The sequence below is a fragment of the Tomitella biformata AHU 1821 genome, assembly GCF_000524475.1.
GTDB classification, from domain to species: Bacteria; Actinomycetota; Actinomycetes; order Mycobacteriales; family Mycobacteriaceae; genus Tomitella; species Tomitella biformata.
Genome location: NZ_BAVQ01000072.1, coordinates 116,477 through 132,844 on the forward strand (window position 1 = coordinate 116,477; position 16,368 = coordinate 132,844).

At 67.8% G+C, this 16,368-nt stretch carries 13 protein-coding genes; 12 read left to right on the plus strand and 1 reads right to left on the minus strand.

Annotated elements, in window-relative coordinates:
- Positions 1-123 precede the first annotated feature (123 nt).
- The 8 genes from TBIF_RS17895 to TBIF_RS17930 are packed head-to-tail and all read left to right on the plus strand — an operon-like array spanning position 124 to position 9,985.
- A complete protein-coding gene (locus TBIF_RS17895) occupies positions 124-927 on the plus strand; it encodes a TIGR03084 family metal-binding protein (RefSeq protein WP_024796123.1) in 804 nt (267 codons plus the stop codon).
- Positions 927-2,642, plus strand: a complete 1,716-nt coding sequence (locus TBIF_RS17900) for an acyclic terpene utilization AtuA family protein (protein WP_038171786.1) — start codon at positions 927-929, stop codon at positions 2,640-2,642. Before TBIF_RS17895 ends, TBIF_RS17900 begins: the two co-directional genes overlap by 1 nt.
- Entirely contained in the window at positions 2,639-3,814 is a 1,176-nt protein-coding gene (locus tag TBIF_RS17905; protein ID WP_024796125.1) for an acyl-CoA dehydrogenase family protein, read from the plus strand. The genes TBIF_RS17900 and TBIF_RS17905 overlap by 4 nt, the downstream gene beginning before the upstream one ends.
- Positions 3,811-5,409, plus strand: coding sequence for an acyl-CoA carboxylase subunit beta (locus tag TBIF_RS17910; protein WP_024796126.1), 1,599 nt, complete (start codon positions 3,811-3,813; stop codon positions 5,407-5,409). Before TBIF_RS17905 ends, TBIF_RS17910 begins: the two co-directional genes overlap by 4 nt.
- Positions 5,410-5,419: 10 nt before the next feature.
- The gene (locus TBIF_RS17915; RefSeq protein WP_038171788.1) at positions 5,420-7,435 is read left to right on the plus strand and encodes an ATP-binding protein; all 2,016 of its coding nucleotides are present in this window, start codon (positions 5,420-5,422) and stop codon (positions 7,433-7,435) included.
- On the plus strand, positions 7,432-8,592 hold the full coding sequence (locus TBIF_RS17920) for an acyl-CoA dehydrogenase family protein (protein ID WP_024796128.1): 1,161 nt from the start codon (positions 7,432-7,434) through the stop codon (positions 8,590-8,592). Before TBIF_RS17915 ends, TBIF_RS17920 begins: the two co-directional genes overlap by 4 nt.
- Positions 8,592-9,371: an enoyl-CoA hydratase family protein gene (locus tag TBIF_RS17925; RefSeq protein WP_024796129.1), complete on the plus strand. Its 780-nt coding sequence runs from the start codon at positions 8,592-8,594 to the stop codon at positions 9,369-9,371. Before TBIF_RS17920 ends, TBIF_RS17925 begins: the two co-directional genes overlap by 1 nt.
- Positions 9,372-9,379: 8 nt before the next feature.
- Entirely contained in the window at positions 9,380-9,985 is a 606-nt protein-coding gene (locus TBIF_RS17930) for a TetR/AcrR family transcriptional regulator (RefSeq protein WP_024796130.1), read from the plus strand.
- Here TBIF_RS17930 and TBIF_RS17935 read toward each other — a convergent pair.
- Positions 9,982-11,214 carry a hypothetical protein gene (locus tag TBIF_RS17935; RefSeq protein WP_148302321.1) on the minus strand — a complete coding sequence of 411 codons (1,233 nt, stop codon included), beginning with the start codon at positions 11,212-11,214 and terminating at the stop codon, positions 9,982-9,984. The genes TBIF_RS17930 and TBIF_RS17935 overlap by 4 nt on opposite strands.
- Positions 11,215-11,680: 466 nt before the next feature.
- On the opposite strand from TBIF_RS17935, the gene rpsL reads away from it, so the two are divergent.
- From rpsL to tuf, 4 genes are all read left to right on the plus strand, one after another.
- Positions 11,681-12,055 (plus strand): 30S ribosomal protein S12, encoded by a 375-nt coding sequence (rpsL, locus tag TBIF_RS17940; protein ID WP_024796132.1) that lies wholly within the window; start codon positions 11,681-11,683, stop codon positions 12,053-12,055.
- Positions 12,055-12,525: a 30S ribosomal protein S7 gene (gene rpsG, locus TBIF_RS17945; protein WP_024796133.1), complete on the plus strand. Its 471-nt coding sequence runs from the start codon at positions 12,055-12,057 to the stop codon at positions 12,523-12,525. The genes rpsL and rpsG overlap by 1 nt, the downstream gene beginning before the upstream one ends.
- Positions 12,526-12,677: 152 nt before the next feature.
- A complete protein-coding gene (fusA, locus tag TBIF_RS17950; RefSeq protein ID WP_024796134.1) occupies positions 12,678-14,783 on the plus strand; it encodes an elongation factor G in 2,106 nt (701 codons plus the stop codon).
- 153 nt (positions 14,784-14,936) lie between these two features.
- The gene (gene tuf, locus TBIF_RS17955; RefSeq protein WP_024796135.1) at positions 14,937-16,127 is read left to right on the plus strand and encodes an elongation factor Tu; all 1,191 of its coding nucleotides are present in this window, start codon (positions 14,937-14,939) and stop codon (positions 16,125-16,127) included.
- Positions 16,128-16,368 lie beyond the last annotated feature (241 nt).

The window sequence follows — 16,368 nt, forward strand, 5'->3', positions numbered from 1 at the left end:
ACTATCCGCAGAGTTGCGCTCCGAGGCTGCCGCAGAGGGGGTGGCGGCGACATGGCCTGTTGAATACCTCTATAACAATCATGCGTGCTTGATTTTTGTAGACACAGGTGTGATGCTGGTCGCATGGCAGCTCTCGACGCGGTATTGGCAGACCTGACGGCGGAAGGCGAGGCGCTCGACGCGCTTGTCGCCGGCCTGGCCCCTGACGGGTGGACGACGCAGACGCCCGCGGACGGCTGGACCATCGCGCACCAAATAGCGCATCTGTCCTGGACTGACGGCAGCGCGACGCTTGCTGCGACCGACGCCGAGGCCTTCCAGGAGCAGGTCGTCGAGGCGTGGCGGGACCCCACCGGATTCGTGGATAAGGCGGCCGAGGCTGGCGCGCAGAGCCCGCCGGCGCGGCTGCTGGCGCAGTGGCGGACGGGGCGACGGGGAATGGTCGACGCGCTCGCCGCCTACCCAGAGGGGAAGAAACTGCCCTGGTACGGCCCGCCGATGAGCGCGACCTCGATGGCCACCGCCCGCATCATGGAGACGTGGGCGCATGGCGAGGACGTCGCGGACGCGCTCGGCGTCATCCGCGAGCCCACCGCCCGGCTCAGGCACGTCGCCCACATCGGCGTCCGCGCACGGAATTTCGCGTTCTCGGTCCACGAGCTCGCGCCGCCGGCGGAGGAGTTCCGGGTGGAGCTCACCGCGCCCGCCGGCGGCCTTTGGACGTGGGGCCCCGAGGACGCGGCGCAGAAGGTCACCGGCCCGGCCCTCGACTTTTGCCTGCTGGTCACCCAGCGCCGGCACCTCGACGACACCGCGCTGGCGGCCCAGGGCGACGACGCGCAGAAGTGGCTGACCATCGCCCAGGCCTTCGCGGGCACGCCTGGCGGGGGCCGCGCACCGCTAGACCAGAACAGCAAGGAGTCCTGATGCTCGGCGACAACCCCGACCTGATCCGGATCGGGAACTGCTCTGGCTTCTACGGCGACCGCATCTCCGCGATGCGGGAGATGCTCGAGGGCGGCGACCTAGATGTGCTCACCGGCGACTACCTCGCTGAGCTGACCATGCTCATCCTCGGCCGCGACAAGCTCAAGGACGCGAGCCTGGGATACGCGAAAACCTTTGTCCGCCAACTGCGGGACTGCCTGGCCCTGGCGCTGGAGAAAAATGTGCAGATCGTCGTCAACGCCGGCGGACTCAACCCGGCGGGCCTGACGGAGCAGCTGCGCGAGCTGGCCGCGGAGCAGGGGCTGGCAGCGAAATTCGCACACGTGGAGGGCGACGACCTGCTGCCGCGCGCCGCGGAGCTGGGCCTGGGTGAGCCGCTGACCGCCAACGCCTACCTCGGCGCATGGGGCATCGTGGCGGCGCTCAACTCCGGCGCGGACGTCGTCGTCACCGGCCGGGTCACGGACGCCTCCGTCATCGTGGGGCCCGCCGCCGCGCACTTCGACTGGGCCAGAACCGATTACGACGCGATCGCGGGTGCCGTGATCGCCGGCCATATCATCGAGTGCGGCACCCAGGCCACCGGCGGCAATTACAGCTTCTTCCAAGAGGTTGAGGATCTGGGCCGCCCGGGCTTTCCCATTGCGGAGATCCGCCGCGACGGCTCCTGCGTGATCACCAAACACGACGGGACGGGGGGTGCGGTCAGCGTCGGCACTGTCACCGCGCAGCTGATGTACGAGATCCAGGGCGCGCGGTACGCCAACCCCGACGCGACCGCCCGCCTCGACACCCTCGAGCTGACCGAGCTGGCCCCGAACCGCGTGCAGGTCAGCGGCGTCACCGGCGAGGCCCCGCCGCCGGAGCTGAAGGTCTCGCTCAACACCATCGGCGGCTTCCGCAACGAGATGATCTTCGTGCTCACCGGTCTGGACATCGAGGCCAAGGCGGAGCTGGCCAAGAGCCAGCTCGAGTCCTGGCTGACCACTAGGCCCGCCGAGCTCACCTGGACTCTGGCCCGGCTGGATAGGCCCAACGCCGAGACGCAGGAGCAGGCCAGTGCGCTGCTGCGCTGCGTGGTGCGCGATCCCGACCCGAACAAGGTCGGCCGCGCGTTCTCAGGCGTCGCCGTCGAGCTCGCCCTGGCCAGCTACCCGGGCGCGAACTTCACCGCGATGCCCGGCAACGGCGCGCCGTATGGGGTGTTCACCCCCGGCTATGTGGACCGCCGCAAGGTGCCGCACATTGCGGTGCTCGCCGACGGGACACGCGTGGACATCGCGCCTGCAGCCGAGACCCAGGAACTGGCTCCTGTGACGGAACCCGCTCTGCCACAAGCATTCCCGAGCGGAGAGACCGTGCCGTCACCACTCGGGCTGGTGGCCGCCGCGCGCAGCGGGGACAAGGGCGGCAACGCCAACATCGGAGTCTGGGTCCGCACCGACGCCGAGTGGTCCTGGCTGGCCCACGCGCTCACCGTCGACGAGCTCAAGCGGATGCTCCCCGAGGCCGCCGAGCTGAATATCACCCGCACGACACTGCCCAAGCTCAAGGCCGTCAACTTCGTCATCGAGGGACTGCTCGGGGAGGGCGTCGCCTACAACGCGCGCTTCGACCCGCAGGCCAAGGGCCTCGCCGAGTGGCTGCGCTCGCGCCATATCGCCATCCCCGCCAACCTTCTGGAGACCACGTGACCGACCGCTGGAACACCACCGATCGCTGGAACAACGGGGACGCGCAGGCCCTGCGCGGGACCATCCGCGCCTTCATGGCGAAGGAGGTGCTGCCGCATCAGAACCAGTGGGAGCGCGAGGGCGAGCTGCCGCGCGACCTGCACAAGAAGGCCGGCGCGCTCGGCCTGCTGGGCGCGTCCTTCCCCGAATCGGTCGGCGGCGGCGAGGGGGACCCTGCCGTCGCGCTGATCATCTGCGAGGAGATGCACTACGCGGGGGGCTCTGGCGGGATGTTCGCCTCGCTGTTCACGTGCGGGATCGCGCTGCCGCACCTCGTTGCCGCGGGCGACCCCGAGCAGATCGAGAGGTGGGTCAAGCCCACCCTCCGCGGCGAGCTGATCGGCTCGCTTGCGATCACGGAGCCGGGTGGGGGCAGCGATGTCGGGCATCTGACCACCTCGGCGCGTCGGGAGGGCGACCACTACATCGTCAATGGCGCCAAGACCTTCATCACCTCGGGCGTGCGGGCGGACTTCGTGGTCACCGCGGTCCGGACGGGCACGTCGGAGCAGGGCGCGGCGGGGGTATCCCTCCTCGTGATCGAGAGCGGCACACCGGGATTCACCGTCACGCGCAGGCTCGAGAAGATGGGCTGGCTGTCCTCGGACACGGCGGAGCTGTCCTTTGTGGACTGCCGGGTGCCGGCGGCGAACCTGGTCGGCCCGGAGAACTCCGGCTTCGCGCAGATCGCGATGGCCTTCGTGACCGAGCGTGTCGCCCTGGCCGCGCAGGCCTACGCCAGCGCGCAGCGGTGCCTGGACCTGACGGCGCAGTGGTGCCGGGACCGCGAGACATTCGGCAAGCCGCTGATCGCGCGTCAAGCCGTGCAGAACACCCTGGCCGAGATGGCCCGCAAGATCGACGTCGCCCGCGTCTACACCCGCCACGTCGTCGACCGCTACAGCGCGGGGGAGACGGACCTGATCGCGGAGGTCTGCTTCGCGAAGAACACCGCGGTCGAGACCGGCGAGTGGGTGGCGCACCAGGCGGTGCAGCTCTTCGGCGGCGCGGGCTATATGCGGGAGAGCGAAGTCGAGCGGCAGTACCGCGACATGCGGATCCTCGGGATCGGCGGCGGCACCACAGAGATACTCACCGCGCTGGCGGCAAAGCGATTGGGGTACCAGCGATGACGGCAATCAGGTCCACCTTGGACAACACCGGCGAGGAGTACGCCGCCGCGGCCGCGGCCATGGCCGACAAGCTCGCCGAGGTCCAACTCGAAGCGGACAAGGCCGTGGGCGGTGGCGGTCCCAAATATGTTGAGCGCCACCGCAAACGCGGCAAGCTCCTCGCGCGTGAGCGCATCGAGCTGCTCATCGACGAGGACTCGCCGTTCCTGGAGCTGTGCACGTTCGCGGCCTGGGGCAGCGACTTCCCGGTGGGCGGCAACGTCGTGGCGGGGATCGGCGTCATCGAGGGCGTCGAGTGCATGATCGTCGCCAACGACCCCACCTCCCGCGGCGGCGCCAGCAACCCGTGGACGGTCAAGAAGATCTTCCGCATCAACGAGATCTGCGAGCAGAACCGCCTGCCGATGATCTCCCTCGTCGAGTCCGCCGGCGCGGACCTGCCCACGCAGAAGGAGGTCTTCGTCCCCGGCGGGCGGCTGTTCCGAGACCTCACCCGCGCGTCGGCGGCCGGGATCCCCACGGTCGCACTGGTATTCGGCAACTCCACGGCCGGCGGCGCGTACATCCCCGGCATGTCGGACCACGTGGTGATGATCAAGGAGCAGTCGAAGGTCTTCCTCGGCGGACCGCCCCTGGTCAAGATGGCCACCGGGGAGGACTCTGACGACGAGTCCCTCGGCGGCGCTGAGATGCACGCCCGCAAATCCGGGCTGGCGGACTACCTCGCGCAGGACGAGCAGGACGCGATCCGCCTCGGCCGCGCCATCGTCAAACGCCTGAACTGGCAGAAGAAGGGCCCGGCCCCGCGCGCGGACTACGCGGACCCGCTCTACCCGGAGGAGGACCTGCTCGGGATCGTGCCCGACGACCTCAAGATCCCGTTCGACCCCCGCGAGGTCATCGCCCGCCTCGTCGACGGCTCCGATTTCGACGAGTTCAAGGGCCTCTACGGCTCCTCGCTGGTCACCGGCTGGGCCGAGCTGCACGGCTACCCCGTCGGGATCCTCGCGAACGCGCAGGGCGTGCTGTTCAGCGAGGAGGCGCAGAAGGCGGCGCAGTTCATCCAGCTCGCCAACCGCGCGAACACGCCACTGCTGTTCCTGCACAACACCACTGGATACATGGTCGGCAAGGAATACGAGCAGGGCGGCATCATCAAGCACGGCGCGATGATGATCAACGCGGTCTCCAACTCCAAGGTCCCGCACCTGTCGCTGCTGATGGGCGCGTCCTACGGCGCCGGGCACTACGGGATGTGCGGCCGGGCCTACGACCCCCGCTTCCTGTTCGCCTGGCCCAGCGCAAAGTCCGCGGTCATGGGCCCGGCCCAGCTGGCCGGCGTCATCTCCATCGTCTCGCGCGCCTCTGCGGAGTCCCGCGGCCTGCCATTCGACGAGGAGGCCGACGCGGGCATGCGCGCGCTGGTCGAGGCCCAGATCGAGGCCGAGTCCCTGCCGCTGTTCATGTCCGGTCGCGTGTACGACGACGGCATCATCGACCCCCGCGACACCCGCACCGTCCTGGGCCTGTGCCTCTCGGCGATCGCGACCGCCCCGATCGAAGGCGCCGCGAACTTCGGCGTCTTCAGAATGTGAGCCCGCTGCGATGACCAACAAAAGAGCCGCGATTACCAGCATCCTCGTGGCCAACCGCGGCGAGATCGCCCGCCGCGTCTTCGCCACCGCCCGCGCCGCCGGCATCGACACCGTCGCCGTCTACTCCGACGCCGACGCGGACTCCCCGCATGTGCGCGAGGCCGACACCGCGGTCCGGCTCCCCGGCAACACCCCCGCCGAGACCTACCTGCGCGGCGACCTCATCATCGCCGCAGCGAAAGCCGCGGGCGCCGACGCGATCCATCCCGGCTACGGCTTCCTCTCGGAGAACGCCGAGTTCGCGAAGGCCGTGCAGGCGGCGGGACTGACCTGGATCGGGCCGCCCGTCACCTCGATCGAGCTGATGGGCTCCAAGGTCGAGTCCAAGAAGATGATGGCCGCGGCCGGGGTGCCCGTACTCAGGGAGCTCAGGGCGAGCGAGGTCACCGCGGCCATGCTCCCGGTGCTGATCAAGGCGTCCGCGGGCGGCGGCGGCCGCGGCATGCGCGTGGTGCGCGACGTCGCCGATCTGGCCACGGAGCTCGAGTACGCCAGCGCCGAGGCGGCCTCCGCCTTCGGCGACCCCACCGTGTTCTGCGAGCGCTACCTCGAGACCGGCCGCCACATCGAGGTGCAGGTCATGGCCGATAAGCACGGCGCGGTGTGGGCGGTCGGCGAGCGCGAGTGCTCCATCCAGCGCCGGCACCAGAAGGTGGTCGAGGAGGCCCCGTCGCCGCTGGTCGAGCGCATCCCCGGCATGCGGGAGCAGCTGTATAAGGCGGCCGTCGACGCCACCGCCGCCATCGGCTACGAGGGTGCCGGCACGGTGGAGTTTTTGGCTGACGACGAGGGCGGCTTCTACTTCCTCGAGATGAACACCCGCCTGCAGGTGGAGCACCCGGTCACCGAGCTCACCACGGGCCTGGACCTCGTAGAACTGCAACTACAGGTCGCCGCCGGCGAGCGCCTGCCCGCCGAGCAGCCCGCACTGACGGGCCACTCCATCGAGGTCCGTCTCTACGCCGAGGATCCCGCGCAGGACTGGCAGCCGCAGTCCGGCACCGTGCACACGTTCGCGGTGCCCGGGGTGGACGTGGAATTCGCGGGTGCGGGTCCTCGTGATCGCGGCCTGCGCCTGGACTCCGGCATCGTCGACGGCTCCGTTGTCGGCGTGCACTACGACCCGATGCTGGCCAAGGTCATCTCCTGGGCCCCGACGCGCGCGGCCGCGGCCCGCCAACTCGCGACCGCCCTCGCGAAGTCGAAGATCCACGGCCTCGTCACCAACCGCGACCTGCTGGTGCACGTCCTGCGGCACCCCGCGTTCCTGGCGGGGGACACCGACACCGCGTTCTTCGCCACCCACGGCCTCGACACGCTCTCCGCGCCGCTCGCGTCGGCGGAGACGGAGCGGCTGTCCGCGCTCGCCGCGGCGCTGGCCCTCGCGGCCGCCAACCGGGCATCGGCCCGCGTGCAGTCCCGGCTGCCCAGCGGCTTCCGCAACATCGCCTCGCAACCGCAGCGCAAAACCCTGGTGGGCCAACGCGAGACCTATGACGTCGACTACCGGCTCACCCGCGACGGCCTCGAGACCGACCTCGTGGCCGGCGTGGCGCTCATCGCGGCCAGCCCGGACAAGGTGGTGCTCGATGTGGGGGGCGTGCGCCAGAGCTTCGCCGTCGCCCGCCACGGGGACGCGGTGTTCGTCGACTCCGCCCGCGGGGGCTGCGCGTTCACCGTCGTGCCTAAATTTGTGGACCCGTCCGCGGTGGTGGCCGCCGGGTCGCTGCTGGCCCCCATGCCCGGCACCGTGATCCGGCTCGGCGCGGCGGTGGGCGACACCGTCGTCGCCGGGCAGCCGGTGCTGTGGCTCGAGGCCATGAAGATGGAGCACAAGATCACCGCCCCCGCCGACGGTGTGCTCACCGAGCTCGACGTCGCCGTCGGGCAGCAAGTCGACGTGGGCGCCGTGCTCGCCGTCGTGTCAGATCCAACAGCAGAGACCGAAGCAGGGGAGCACGCATGAGTTTCATCGAGACCGAAGAGCAGAAGGCACTCCGCACGGCGGTCGCCAGTTTGGGCGAGCGCTACAACTATGTCGACTACGTGCTGCCGCGCGCCCGTAAGGGCGAGCCGCTCACGGCGCTGTGGAACGAGGCGGGCAAGCTCGGCTTCCTCGGCGTGAACCTGCCCGAGGAGTATGGCGGCGGCGGTGCCGGGATCTACGAGTTGGCGCTGGTCCAGGAGGAGATGGCGGCCCAGGGTGCGGGCCTGCTGCTCGTCGTCGTCTCGCCCGCCATCTGCGGCACCATCATCGGCAAGTACGGCACCGACGCCCAGAAGGATAAGTGGATGCCGGGCCTGGCCGACGGCTCCAAGATCATGGCGTTCGGCATCACCGAGCCCGACGCCGGCTCCAACTCGCACCAGATCACCACCACCGCCCGGCGCGACGGTGAGGACTGGCTGCTGCGCGGCAACAAGATCTTCATCTCCGGCGTGGACCAGGCCGACGCGGTCTTGATCGTCGCGCGCACCGAGGACCACCGCTCCGGCAAGCTCAAGCCCGCGCTGTTCATCGTGCCCACGGACTCTGCGAACTTCGTCAAGCAGCGCATGGAGATGGACATCGTGGAGGCGGACAGCCAGTTCACGCTGTTCCTCGACGACGTCCGCCTGCCCGCCGACGCGCTCGTCGGCTCCGAGGACGCGGCGCTGATGCAACTGTTCGCGGGCCTGAACCCGGAGCGCATCCTCGGCGCGGCGATGGCCATCGGCATGGGCCGCTACGCGCTCAACGCCGCAGTGAAATATGCCAACGAGCGCACCGTGTGGAAGACGCCGATCGGCGCGCACCAGGGCATCGCGCACCCCCTGGCGCAGGTCAAGATCGAGCTGGAGCTCGCGAAGGTCATGATGCAGAAGGCGGCGACGCTCTATGACAGCGGCGACGACTTCGGCGCCGCCGAAGCCGCCAATATGGCCAAGTACGCGGCCGCCGAGGCCAGCATCAAGGCCCTCGACCAGGCGATCCAGACGCACGGCGGCGGCGGGCTGACCAAGGAGTACGGTCTCGCGGCGATGCTCGGCGCGGCCCGTATCGCGCGCGTGGCCCCCGTCAGCCGGGAGATGATCCTGAACTTCGTCGCCCAGCACAGCCTGGGCCTGCCGAGGTCCTACTGATGACTCCGTATGTGCGGTACGAGGTGGCGGATGGCTGCGCCACTATCACCCTGGACTCCCCGCACAATCGCAACGCCATCTCCGCGAAGCTGCTCACCGAGCTGCACCGGGGACTGGCGGACGCCGCGACCGACCCGGCGGTGCGGGCCGTCGTGCTCACCCACACCGGCAACACGTTCTGCGCGGGGGCGGACCTGGCCGAGGCGTCCGGGTCCGCGGCACCCCAAGACCCCGCCGCGGCCGCCGCGCAGCGGACCCAGGGCATGGTCGACCTGCTGCGGGCGTTCCTCGAGCTGCCCAAGCCCATCATCGCCGCGCTCGACGGGCACGTGCGGGCCGGCGGCATGGGCATCGTCGGCGCCTGCGACCTGGTGGTGGCGGGGCCCAAGTCGACGTTCGCGCTCACCGAGGTCCGGCTGGGCCTGGCCGCATCGATCATCTCGTTGACGCTGCTGCCGCGGATGAGCCCGCGCGCGGTCAGCCGCTACTTCCTGACGGGGGAGAAGTTTGACGCCGCCCAGGCGGAGCAGATCGGCCTGATCACTATCGCGGCAGCGGACCCGGAAGCGGCCGTCGCCGGGCTGGTGGCCGAGCTCCGCAAGTGCTCGCCGCAGGGGCTCGCCGAGTCGAAGGTGTTGGCCAATACCGTCGCGCTCGCGGGATTCGACGCGGCGGCGCAGCAGGTGGCCGCTCAGTCCGCTCGGCTGTTTGGCACTCCAGAGGCGATGGAGGGCATGATGTCCTTTTTGCAGAAGCGTCCAGCTAGCTGGGCCGAGTAGTGACGTCGATCAAGGAGCCACAGCAGGACCGCAGCCGCGCCACGCGCCAACGGCTACTGGAATCGACCATCGAGTGCCTCGCCGCGCGGGGCTGGGCCGCGACCACCGTCGCAGAGGTGGCCGAGCATGCGGGCGTCTCGCGAGGGGCGGCTCAGCACCATTACCCGACGCGCGAGGACCTGATCACCGGCGCCCTGGAGTTCATGTTCGACAGCCGCACCGCCGCGATCCGTGAGATGGCGCCGGGCCTGGCGGACGGGCCGGGCCGCACGGAGGCAGTGGTGCAGGGCATGGTCGACTACTTCACCGGGACCCTGTTCAAGGCGGCGCTGCAGGTGTGGACCGCGGCGGCGGCCGACGAGCGTCTGAAGGACCGCATCGTGCCCCTAGAGGCGAAGTTCGGCCGCGTCGCGCACCGGATGACCATCGAGATGCTCGGGGCCGACGACTCCGACCCCGTCACCCACCGCCTGGTGCAGGCCACCCTGGACCTGGCACGTGGCCTCGGCCTAGCCGATGTGCTCACAGACGACTCCGCCCGCCGGGGCCGCATCGTCCAACAGTGGGCGGCGACGCTCGACTCGGCGATCGTGCCGCCGCGCATCGACGGCTAGTTCTGCTGATGCTTGGTGGTGCCCTCCGCACCGCCGGACGCGTTCACGATCTTCGCTAGGCAATGCTCCTGGTCCAGGCCGTTGCCCGCGCACCATGAAAGGGCAGCCTGGTAGGTCGACATGGGGCTGCCAACCACCGTCACCCAGTAGCTCTCGAGGGAGTCGAAGCTGGCCCAGTCGCCAGACCAGAGCAGCAGCGTCTCCGGAAAGCGGGCCTTGTTCTCGAGGAACTCCCGCAGGATCGCCTCGTTATCCCAGGTGATCCCGTCGGCGACCAGCCCGACCTTCTTGGAGCTGATCTGCGGCAGCCACTGGTTCTGCAGGCCCCGCAGGGTGCTTGCATCGGCGGCCTTCAGGTCCTCCAGGGTGGCCAGCGCCGCGGCATCGGCACTGCCGCTCTGCGGGGTGCCCGGGCGCGCCGCCGTCAATGCGCTCGGGTTCTGCACGGCGCTCTCGGTCGCGGTGGCAGAGTTGCCGGCGAGGGCGGCCGTCAGCACGAGGTTGCCCGACGCCATCTCAGTGGGACGCCAATAGGAGCCGGCGGGGAAGACCAGGCTCACCTGCGCGGACTCGTCCCCGCGGAGGACGATCGGCGTAGCGGACAGATCGAAGCTGCCGGCCGCCACATCCTTGCCGCCGGAGGTCACTGCCACCTGGAAGTCGCTGTTGGTGACGATGTCGCCCCCGGGGCAGGCCGCCGTCATCGTCGCGGTGACCGCGAGCCCCGCGCTGGTTTGCGTGACGGACTGCCCGGTCATCTTCGGCGGGGTGGAGCAGGGCGTGATGGCTGCGACCGTCTCCGACGAATGCGACGACGCGCCGCCCGGGCTCGCACCGGCCACGGTGCCGTCGGAGACAGCGGCGTCGCCGGTGAAGAACAGCGTGTAGATCAGCACGCCGGCGAGTGCCAAGGCCAGGACCAGCCCGCCCCCGATTACCCAGCCAACCTTGCTTTTGCGCTCGGCCGGGCCGTGCGGATAAACGGGTTGCCCGTAACCGGGCTGCTGGCTGTACCCCTGTTGGTCGTATCCCTGCTGTGCCCAGGCCGGGGGCGCCGCGGACCAGCCGGCCTGGGTCTGCGTCCAGCCGGCGGAGCCGGCCGGCGGCTGCTGGGGCTCGTGATCCGGTGCCGGATAGGGCTGGCCCGGCCACTGCTGTTGCGGCGGCGGCTGCGGAGGCTGCCACGGTTGCTGTGGCGGCGGGGCATGGGGATCGGGTCGATTAGGCATCGCACCGCTTTCGGATGGGATTCATCGTTTGCCGAACGGAGGTCCGTCTAATATATGGCCTCAGCGACCCGGAGGGGGCGGGTTTATGCGGGCCCAGCGGGCCTGACCGCACAGATTCGGGCCGCGGATTCAGTGCCATGGCCGCGATCAGTCGGTACCGTGGGAGAGAGCTCGCGCGTACCAGTCGCAGACCGCTTTGACCATCGGGCACGCCGACAGGTATCGTTGACGATCGTGCCCGGCTTGCCGGGTTGATCTGTGTGCCTGCCCGACGGTATGGCCGTGAGCTAGTCCTGGTGAAACCCCAGGTACGAGCCCACTGGCTGCGCTGTGTGGGGTATGCGACACGCCCGACCGAGGGGTGCGGGTGAGGGGCAGCAGCTTTCTTGTCCCAACTGCGAGAACCCTAATTTCAGACAGCCAGAACTGCTCCGGAAAGCCTCCGGGGCACAAGAGAAAGACGGTTATGCCAACCATTCAGCAGCTGGTCCGCAAGGGCCGCAAGGATAAGACGAAGGGGGGCACGACCATTGCGCTGAAGGGCTCCCCCCAGCGCCGTGGTGTGTGCACCCGCGTCTACACCACGACTCCGAAGAAGCCGAACTCGGCGCTTCGTAAGGTCGCTCGTGTCCGCCTGACCACCGCAGTCGAGGTCACCGCGTACATCCCCGGTGAGGGCCACAACCTGCAGGAGCACTCTATGGTGCTCGTGCGCGGCGGTCGTGTGAAGGACCTTCCGGGTGTCCGTTACAAGATCATCCGCGGCTCGCTTGACACCCAGGGTGTCAAGGGTCGCAAGCAGGGACGTTCCAAGTACGGCGCCAAGAAGGAGAAGAGCTAATGCCACGTAAGGGCCCCGCTCCGAAGCGTCCGCTCATCAACGATCCGGTCTACGGATCGCCTTTGGTGTCGCAGCTTGTCAACAAGATCCTCGTGGACGGCAAGAAGTCCACCGCCGAGCGCATCGTCTACCAGGCGATGGAGCAGGCACGCGAGAAGACGGGCACCGACCCCGTCGTGACCCTGAAGCGCGCGCTGGACAACGTCAAGCCCGCCCTTGAGGTGCGCAGCCGCCGTGTCGGTGGCGCCACCTACCAGGTGCCGGTCGAGGTTCGCCCCGGCCGTTCCACCACGCTGGCCATGCGCTGGCTGGTCACGTTCTCCCGCGCACGTCGTGAGAAGACGATGGTCGAGCGTCTCGCCAACGAGATCCTGGATGCGAGCAACGGCCTTGGCGCCGCTGTGAAGCGTCGTGAGGATACGCACAAGATGGCTGAGGCCAACAAGGCGTTCGCGCACTACCGCTGGTGAATTCGTCCCGGTAGGGCGAAAATGGGCACCTGCCCGTCTCGCCCTACCGGGCGCTTCACGGTGTCGGTCGATCAGGGCCGGCGCATTAGCTAGACAGCCCGACCATGGGTCAACCGAATACCGAGTTACGAGTAACGAGCGGGGAAATTCCAGTGGCACTTGACGTGCTAACCGACCTCAACAAGGTCCGCAATATCGGCATCATGGCGCACATCGATGCTGGCAAGACCACCACGACTGAGCGCATTCTCTTCTACACCGGCATCAACTACAAGATCGGTGAGACGCACGACGGCGCGTCGACGATGGACTGGATGGAGCAGGAGCAGGAGCGTGGCATCACGATCACCTCTGCCGCCACCACGTGCTACTGGCACGACAACCAGATCAACATCATCGACACCCCCGGCCACGTCGACTTCACTGTCGAGGTCGAGCGTTCGCTGCGCGTGCTCGATGGCGCCGTTGCCGTGTTCGACGGCAAGGAGGGCGTTGAGCCCCAGTCGGAGCAGGTCTGGCGCCAGGCCGACAAGTACGACGTCCCCCGCATTTGCTTCGTCAACAAGATGGACAAGCTGGGCGCGGACTTCTACTACACCGTGAAGACCATCATCGAGCGCCTCGGCGCGAAGCCACTGGTCATCCAGCTGCCGATCGGCGCTGAGGATCACTTCGACGGCGTTGTCGACCTCGTCGAGATGAAGGCCTACACCTGGCGCGGCACGGTGCCCGTCGGCACCGACGCCACCATCGAGGAGATCCCCGAGGATCTCAAGGAGAAGGCCGCGGAGTACCGCGAGAAGCTCCTCGAGACCATCTCGGAGTCCGACGATGCGCTCATGGAGAAGTTCTTCGGCGGCGAGGAGATCTCCGTCGCGGAGATCAAGATCGCCATCCGCAAGATGACCGTCAACAGCGAGATCTACCCGGTGCTGTGTGGCAGTGCGTTCAAGAACAAGGGCGTTCAGCCCATGCTCGACGCCGTCATCGATTACCTGCCCTCCCCGCTGGACGTCGAGGCCACCACCGGCCTCGTCCCCGGCAAGGAGGACGAGGTCATCACCCGCAAGCCGTCCAAGGACGAGCCCTTCGCGGGTCTGGCGTTCAAGGTGGCGACGCACCCGTTCTTCGGTCGTCTGACCTACGTGCGCGTCTACTCCGGCGAGATCGACTCCGGCGCCCAGGTCCTCAACTCGACCAAGGGCAAGAAGGAGCGCGTCGGCAAGCTGTTCCAGATGCACTCCAACAAGGAGAACCCGGTTGGGCACGCCTTCGCTGGCCACATCTACGCGTTCATCGGTCTGAAGGACACGACGACCGGCGACACGCTCTGCGATATCGCGAACCCGATCGTCCTCGAGTCGATGACGTTCCCGGCCCCGGTCATCGAGGTCTCGATCGAGCCGAAGACCAAGGGCGACCAGGAGAAGCTGGGCACCGCGATCCAGAAGCTGGCTGAAGAGGACCCCACGTTCTCCGTCAAGCTGGACGAGGACACCGGCCAGACCGTCATCGGCGGCATGGGCGAGCTGCACCTGGACATCCTCGTCGAGCGCATGCGCCGCGAGTTCAAGGTCGACGCCAATGTCGGCAAGCCCCAGGTGGCGTACCGCGAGACCATCCGCAAGCCGGTCATCAAGTACTCCTACACCCACAAGAAGCAGACCGGTGGCTCCGGCCAGTTCGCAAAGGTCATCATCAACCTCGAGCCGTTCACGTCCGAGGAAGAGGATGTGACCTACACGTTCGAGAACAAGGTCACCGGTGGCCGCGTGCCCCGCGAGTACATCCCCGCGGTGGACGCCGGCGCGCAGGACGCCATGCAGTACGGCATCCTGGCCGGCTACCCGGTGGTCAACGTCAAGGTGACGCTGACCGACGGTGCGTACCACGACGTCGACTCCTCGGAGATGGCGTTCAAGGTTGCCGGCTCGATCGCTTTCAAGGAAGCGGCCCGCATGGCGAGCCCTGTCATCCTGGAGCCGATCATGGCTGTCGAGGTCATCACGCCCGAGGATTACATGGGCGAGGTGATCGGCGACCTCAACTCTCGCCGTGGCCAGATTCAGGCCATGGAGGAGCGCAGCGGAGCGCGTATCGTCAAGGCACACGTTCCGCTGTCGGAGATGTTCGGCTACATCGGAGACCTCCGGTCGAAGACACAGGGCCGGGCGAACTACTCCATGGTGTTCGACTCCTACGCAGAGGTTCCCTCGACCGTGTCGAAGGAAATCATCGCGAAGGCGACTGGAGAGTAGACTCTTCGGCGCCCCGGGGTCGATGACACCAGGGGTACGGGGGAGAATTACCCTCCCACCGGTCGGGCCTGTGCACGACCTGCTTTACAACTAAAGACCATCAAACCGTACTGCTGCACCGCAGCAAGCACAATCAGTCCAGGAGGACATCCAGTGGCGAAGGCGAAGTTCGAGCGGACAAAGCCGCACGTCAACATCGGTACCATCGGTCACGTTGACCACGGTAAGACGACCACCACCGCTGCCATCACCAAGGTGCTCGCCGATGTTTACCCCGACCTGAACGAGGCCTCGGCCTTCGATCAGATTGACAAGGCCCCCGAGGAGAAGGCTCGCGGCATCACGATCAACATCTCGCATGTTGAGTACCAGACGGAAAAGCGCCACTACGCGCACGTCGATGCCCCGGGTCACGCTGACTACATCAAGAACATGATCACGGGTGCGGCGCAGATGGACGGCGCGATCCTGGTCGTGGCGGCCACCGACGGCCCGATGCCCCAGACGCGTGAGCACGTGCTGCTCGCCCGCCAGGTCGGCGTGCCCTACATCCTCGTCGCCCTGAACAAGGCCGACATGGTCGACGACGAGGAAATCCTCGAGCTCGTCGAGATGGAGGTCCGCGAACTGCTGGCCTCGCAGGACTTCGACGAGGACGCGCCGGTCATCCCGATCTCGGCACTCAAGGCGCTCGAGGGCGACCCCAAGTGGACCCAGAGCATCGTCGACCTCATGGCGGCTGTGGACGAGTCCATCCCGGACCCCGTCCGCGAGACCGACAAGCCCTTCCTCATGCCCGTCGAGGATGTCTTCACGATCACCGGTCGTGGCACGGTCGTCACCGGCCGTATCGAGCGTGGCGTTGTCAACGTGAACGAGGAGGTGGAGCTCATCGGCATCAAGGAGACCTCCACCAAGACCACGGTCACCGGCATCGAGATGTTCCGCAAGCTGCTTGACCAGGGCATGGCGGGCGACAACGTCGGCCTCCTCGTCCGTGGCATCAAGCGCGAGGACGTCGAGCGTGGCCAGGTTGTCATCAAGCCCGGCGCGTACACCCCGCACACCGAGTTCGAGGGCCAGGCGTACATCCTGTCCAAGGACGAGGGCGGCCGTCACACGCCGTTCTTCAACAACTACCGCCCGCAGTTCTACTTCCGCACCACGGACGTTACGGGCGTTGTGACCCTCCCCGAGGGCACTGAGATGGTCATGCCCGGTGACAACACCGAGATGATCGTCAAGCTGATCCAGCCGGTCGCCATGGACGAGGGCCTGCGTTTCGCGATCCGTGAGGGTGGCCGCACCGTCGGCGCCGGTCGCGTCGTGAAGATCCTCGCCTGATAGCTGTATCTCAAGGAGGCGGCGTCGACCCCTATAAGGGGGTCGGCGCCGTTCGCCATTGATGGCGGCTCGGGGCCGTTTGGGTAACAGTCGTCCCCAACACAGCGATGAGTCTAAGGAGCCTGGTTAGCGGCAGTTTGAGCTATACAACAATCAGGAAAGTATTGCTTTTTATCGCTGAAGCGCGCGGCGAGTGGCATCGAGGAGATCATTGCCTGGATGTCGGGAATCGGAGTTTAAC

Coding starts and splice junctions, on each gene's coding strand:
- rpsG (WP_024796133.1), top strand. CDS start 12,055: ATGCCACGTAAGGGCCCCGCTCCGAAGCGTCCGCTCATCAACGATCCG.
- TBIF_RS17910 (WP_024796126.1), top strand. CDS start 3,811: ATGACGGCAATCAGGTCCACCTTGGACAACACCGGCGAGGAGTACGCC.
- TBIF_RS17920 (WP_024796128.1), top strand. CDS start 7,432: ATGAGTTTCATCGAGACCGAAGAGCAGAAGGCACTCCGCACGGCGGTC.
- TBIF_RS17925 (WP_024796129.1), top strand. CDS start 8,592: ATGACTCCGTATGTGCGGTACGAGGTGGCGGATGGCTGCGCCACTATC.
- TBIF_RS17900 (WP_038171786.1), top strand. CDS start 927: ATGCTCGGCGACAACCCCGACCTGATCCGGATCGGGAACTGCTCTGGC.
- rpsL (WP_024796132.1), top strand. CDS start 11,681: ATGCCAACCATTCAGCAGCTGGTCCGCAAGGGCCGCAAGGATAAGACG.
- TBIF_RS17895 (WP_024796123.1), top strand. CDS start 124: ATGGCAGCTCTCGACGCGGTATTGGCAGACCTGACGGCGGAAGGCGAG.
- TBIF_RS17915 (WP_038171788.1), top strand. CDS start 5,420: ATGACCAACAAAAGAGCCGCGATTACCAGCATCCTCGTGGCCAACCGC.
- TBIF_RS17935 (WP_148302321.1), bottom strand. CDS start 11,214: ATGCCTAATCGACCCGATCCCCATGCCCCGCCGCCACAGCAACCGTGG.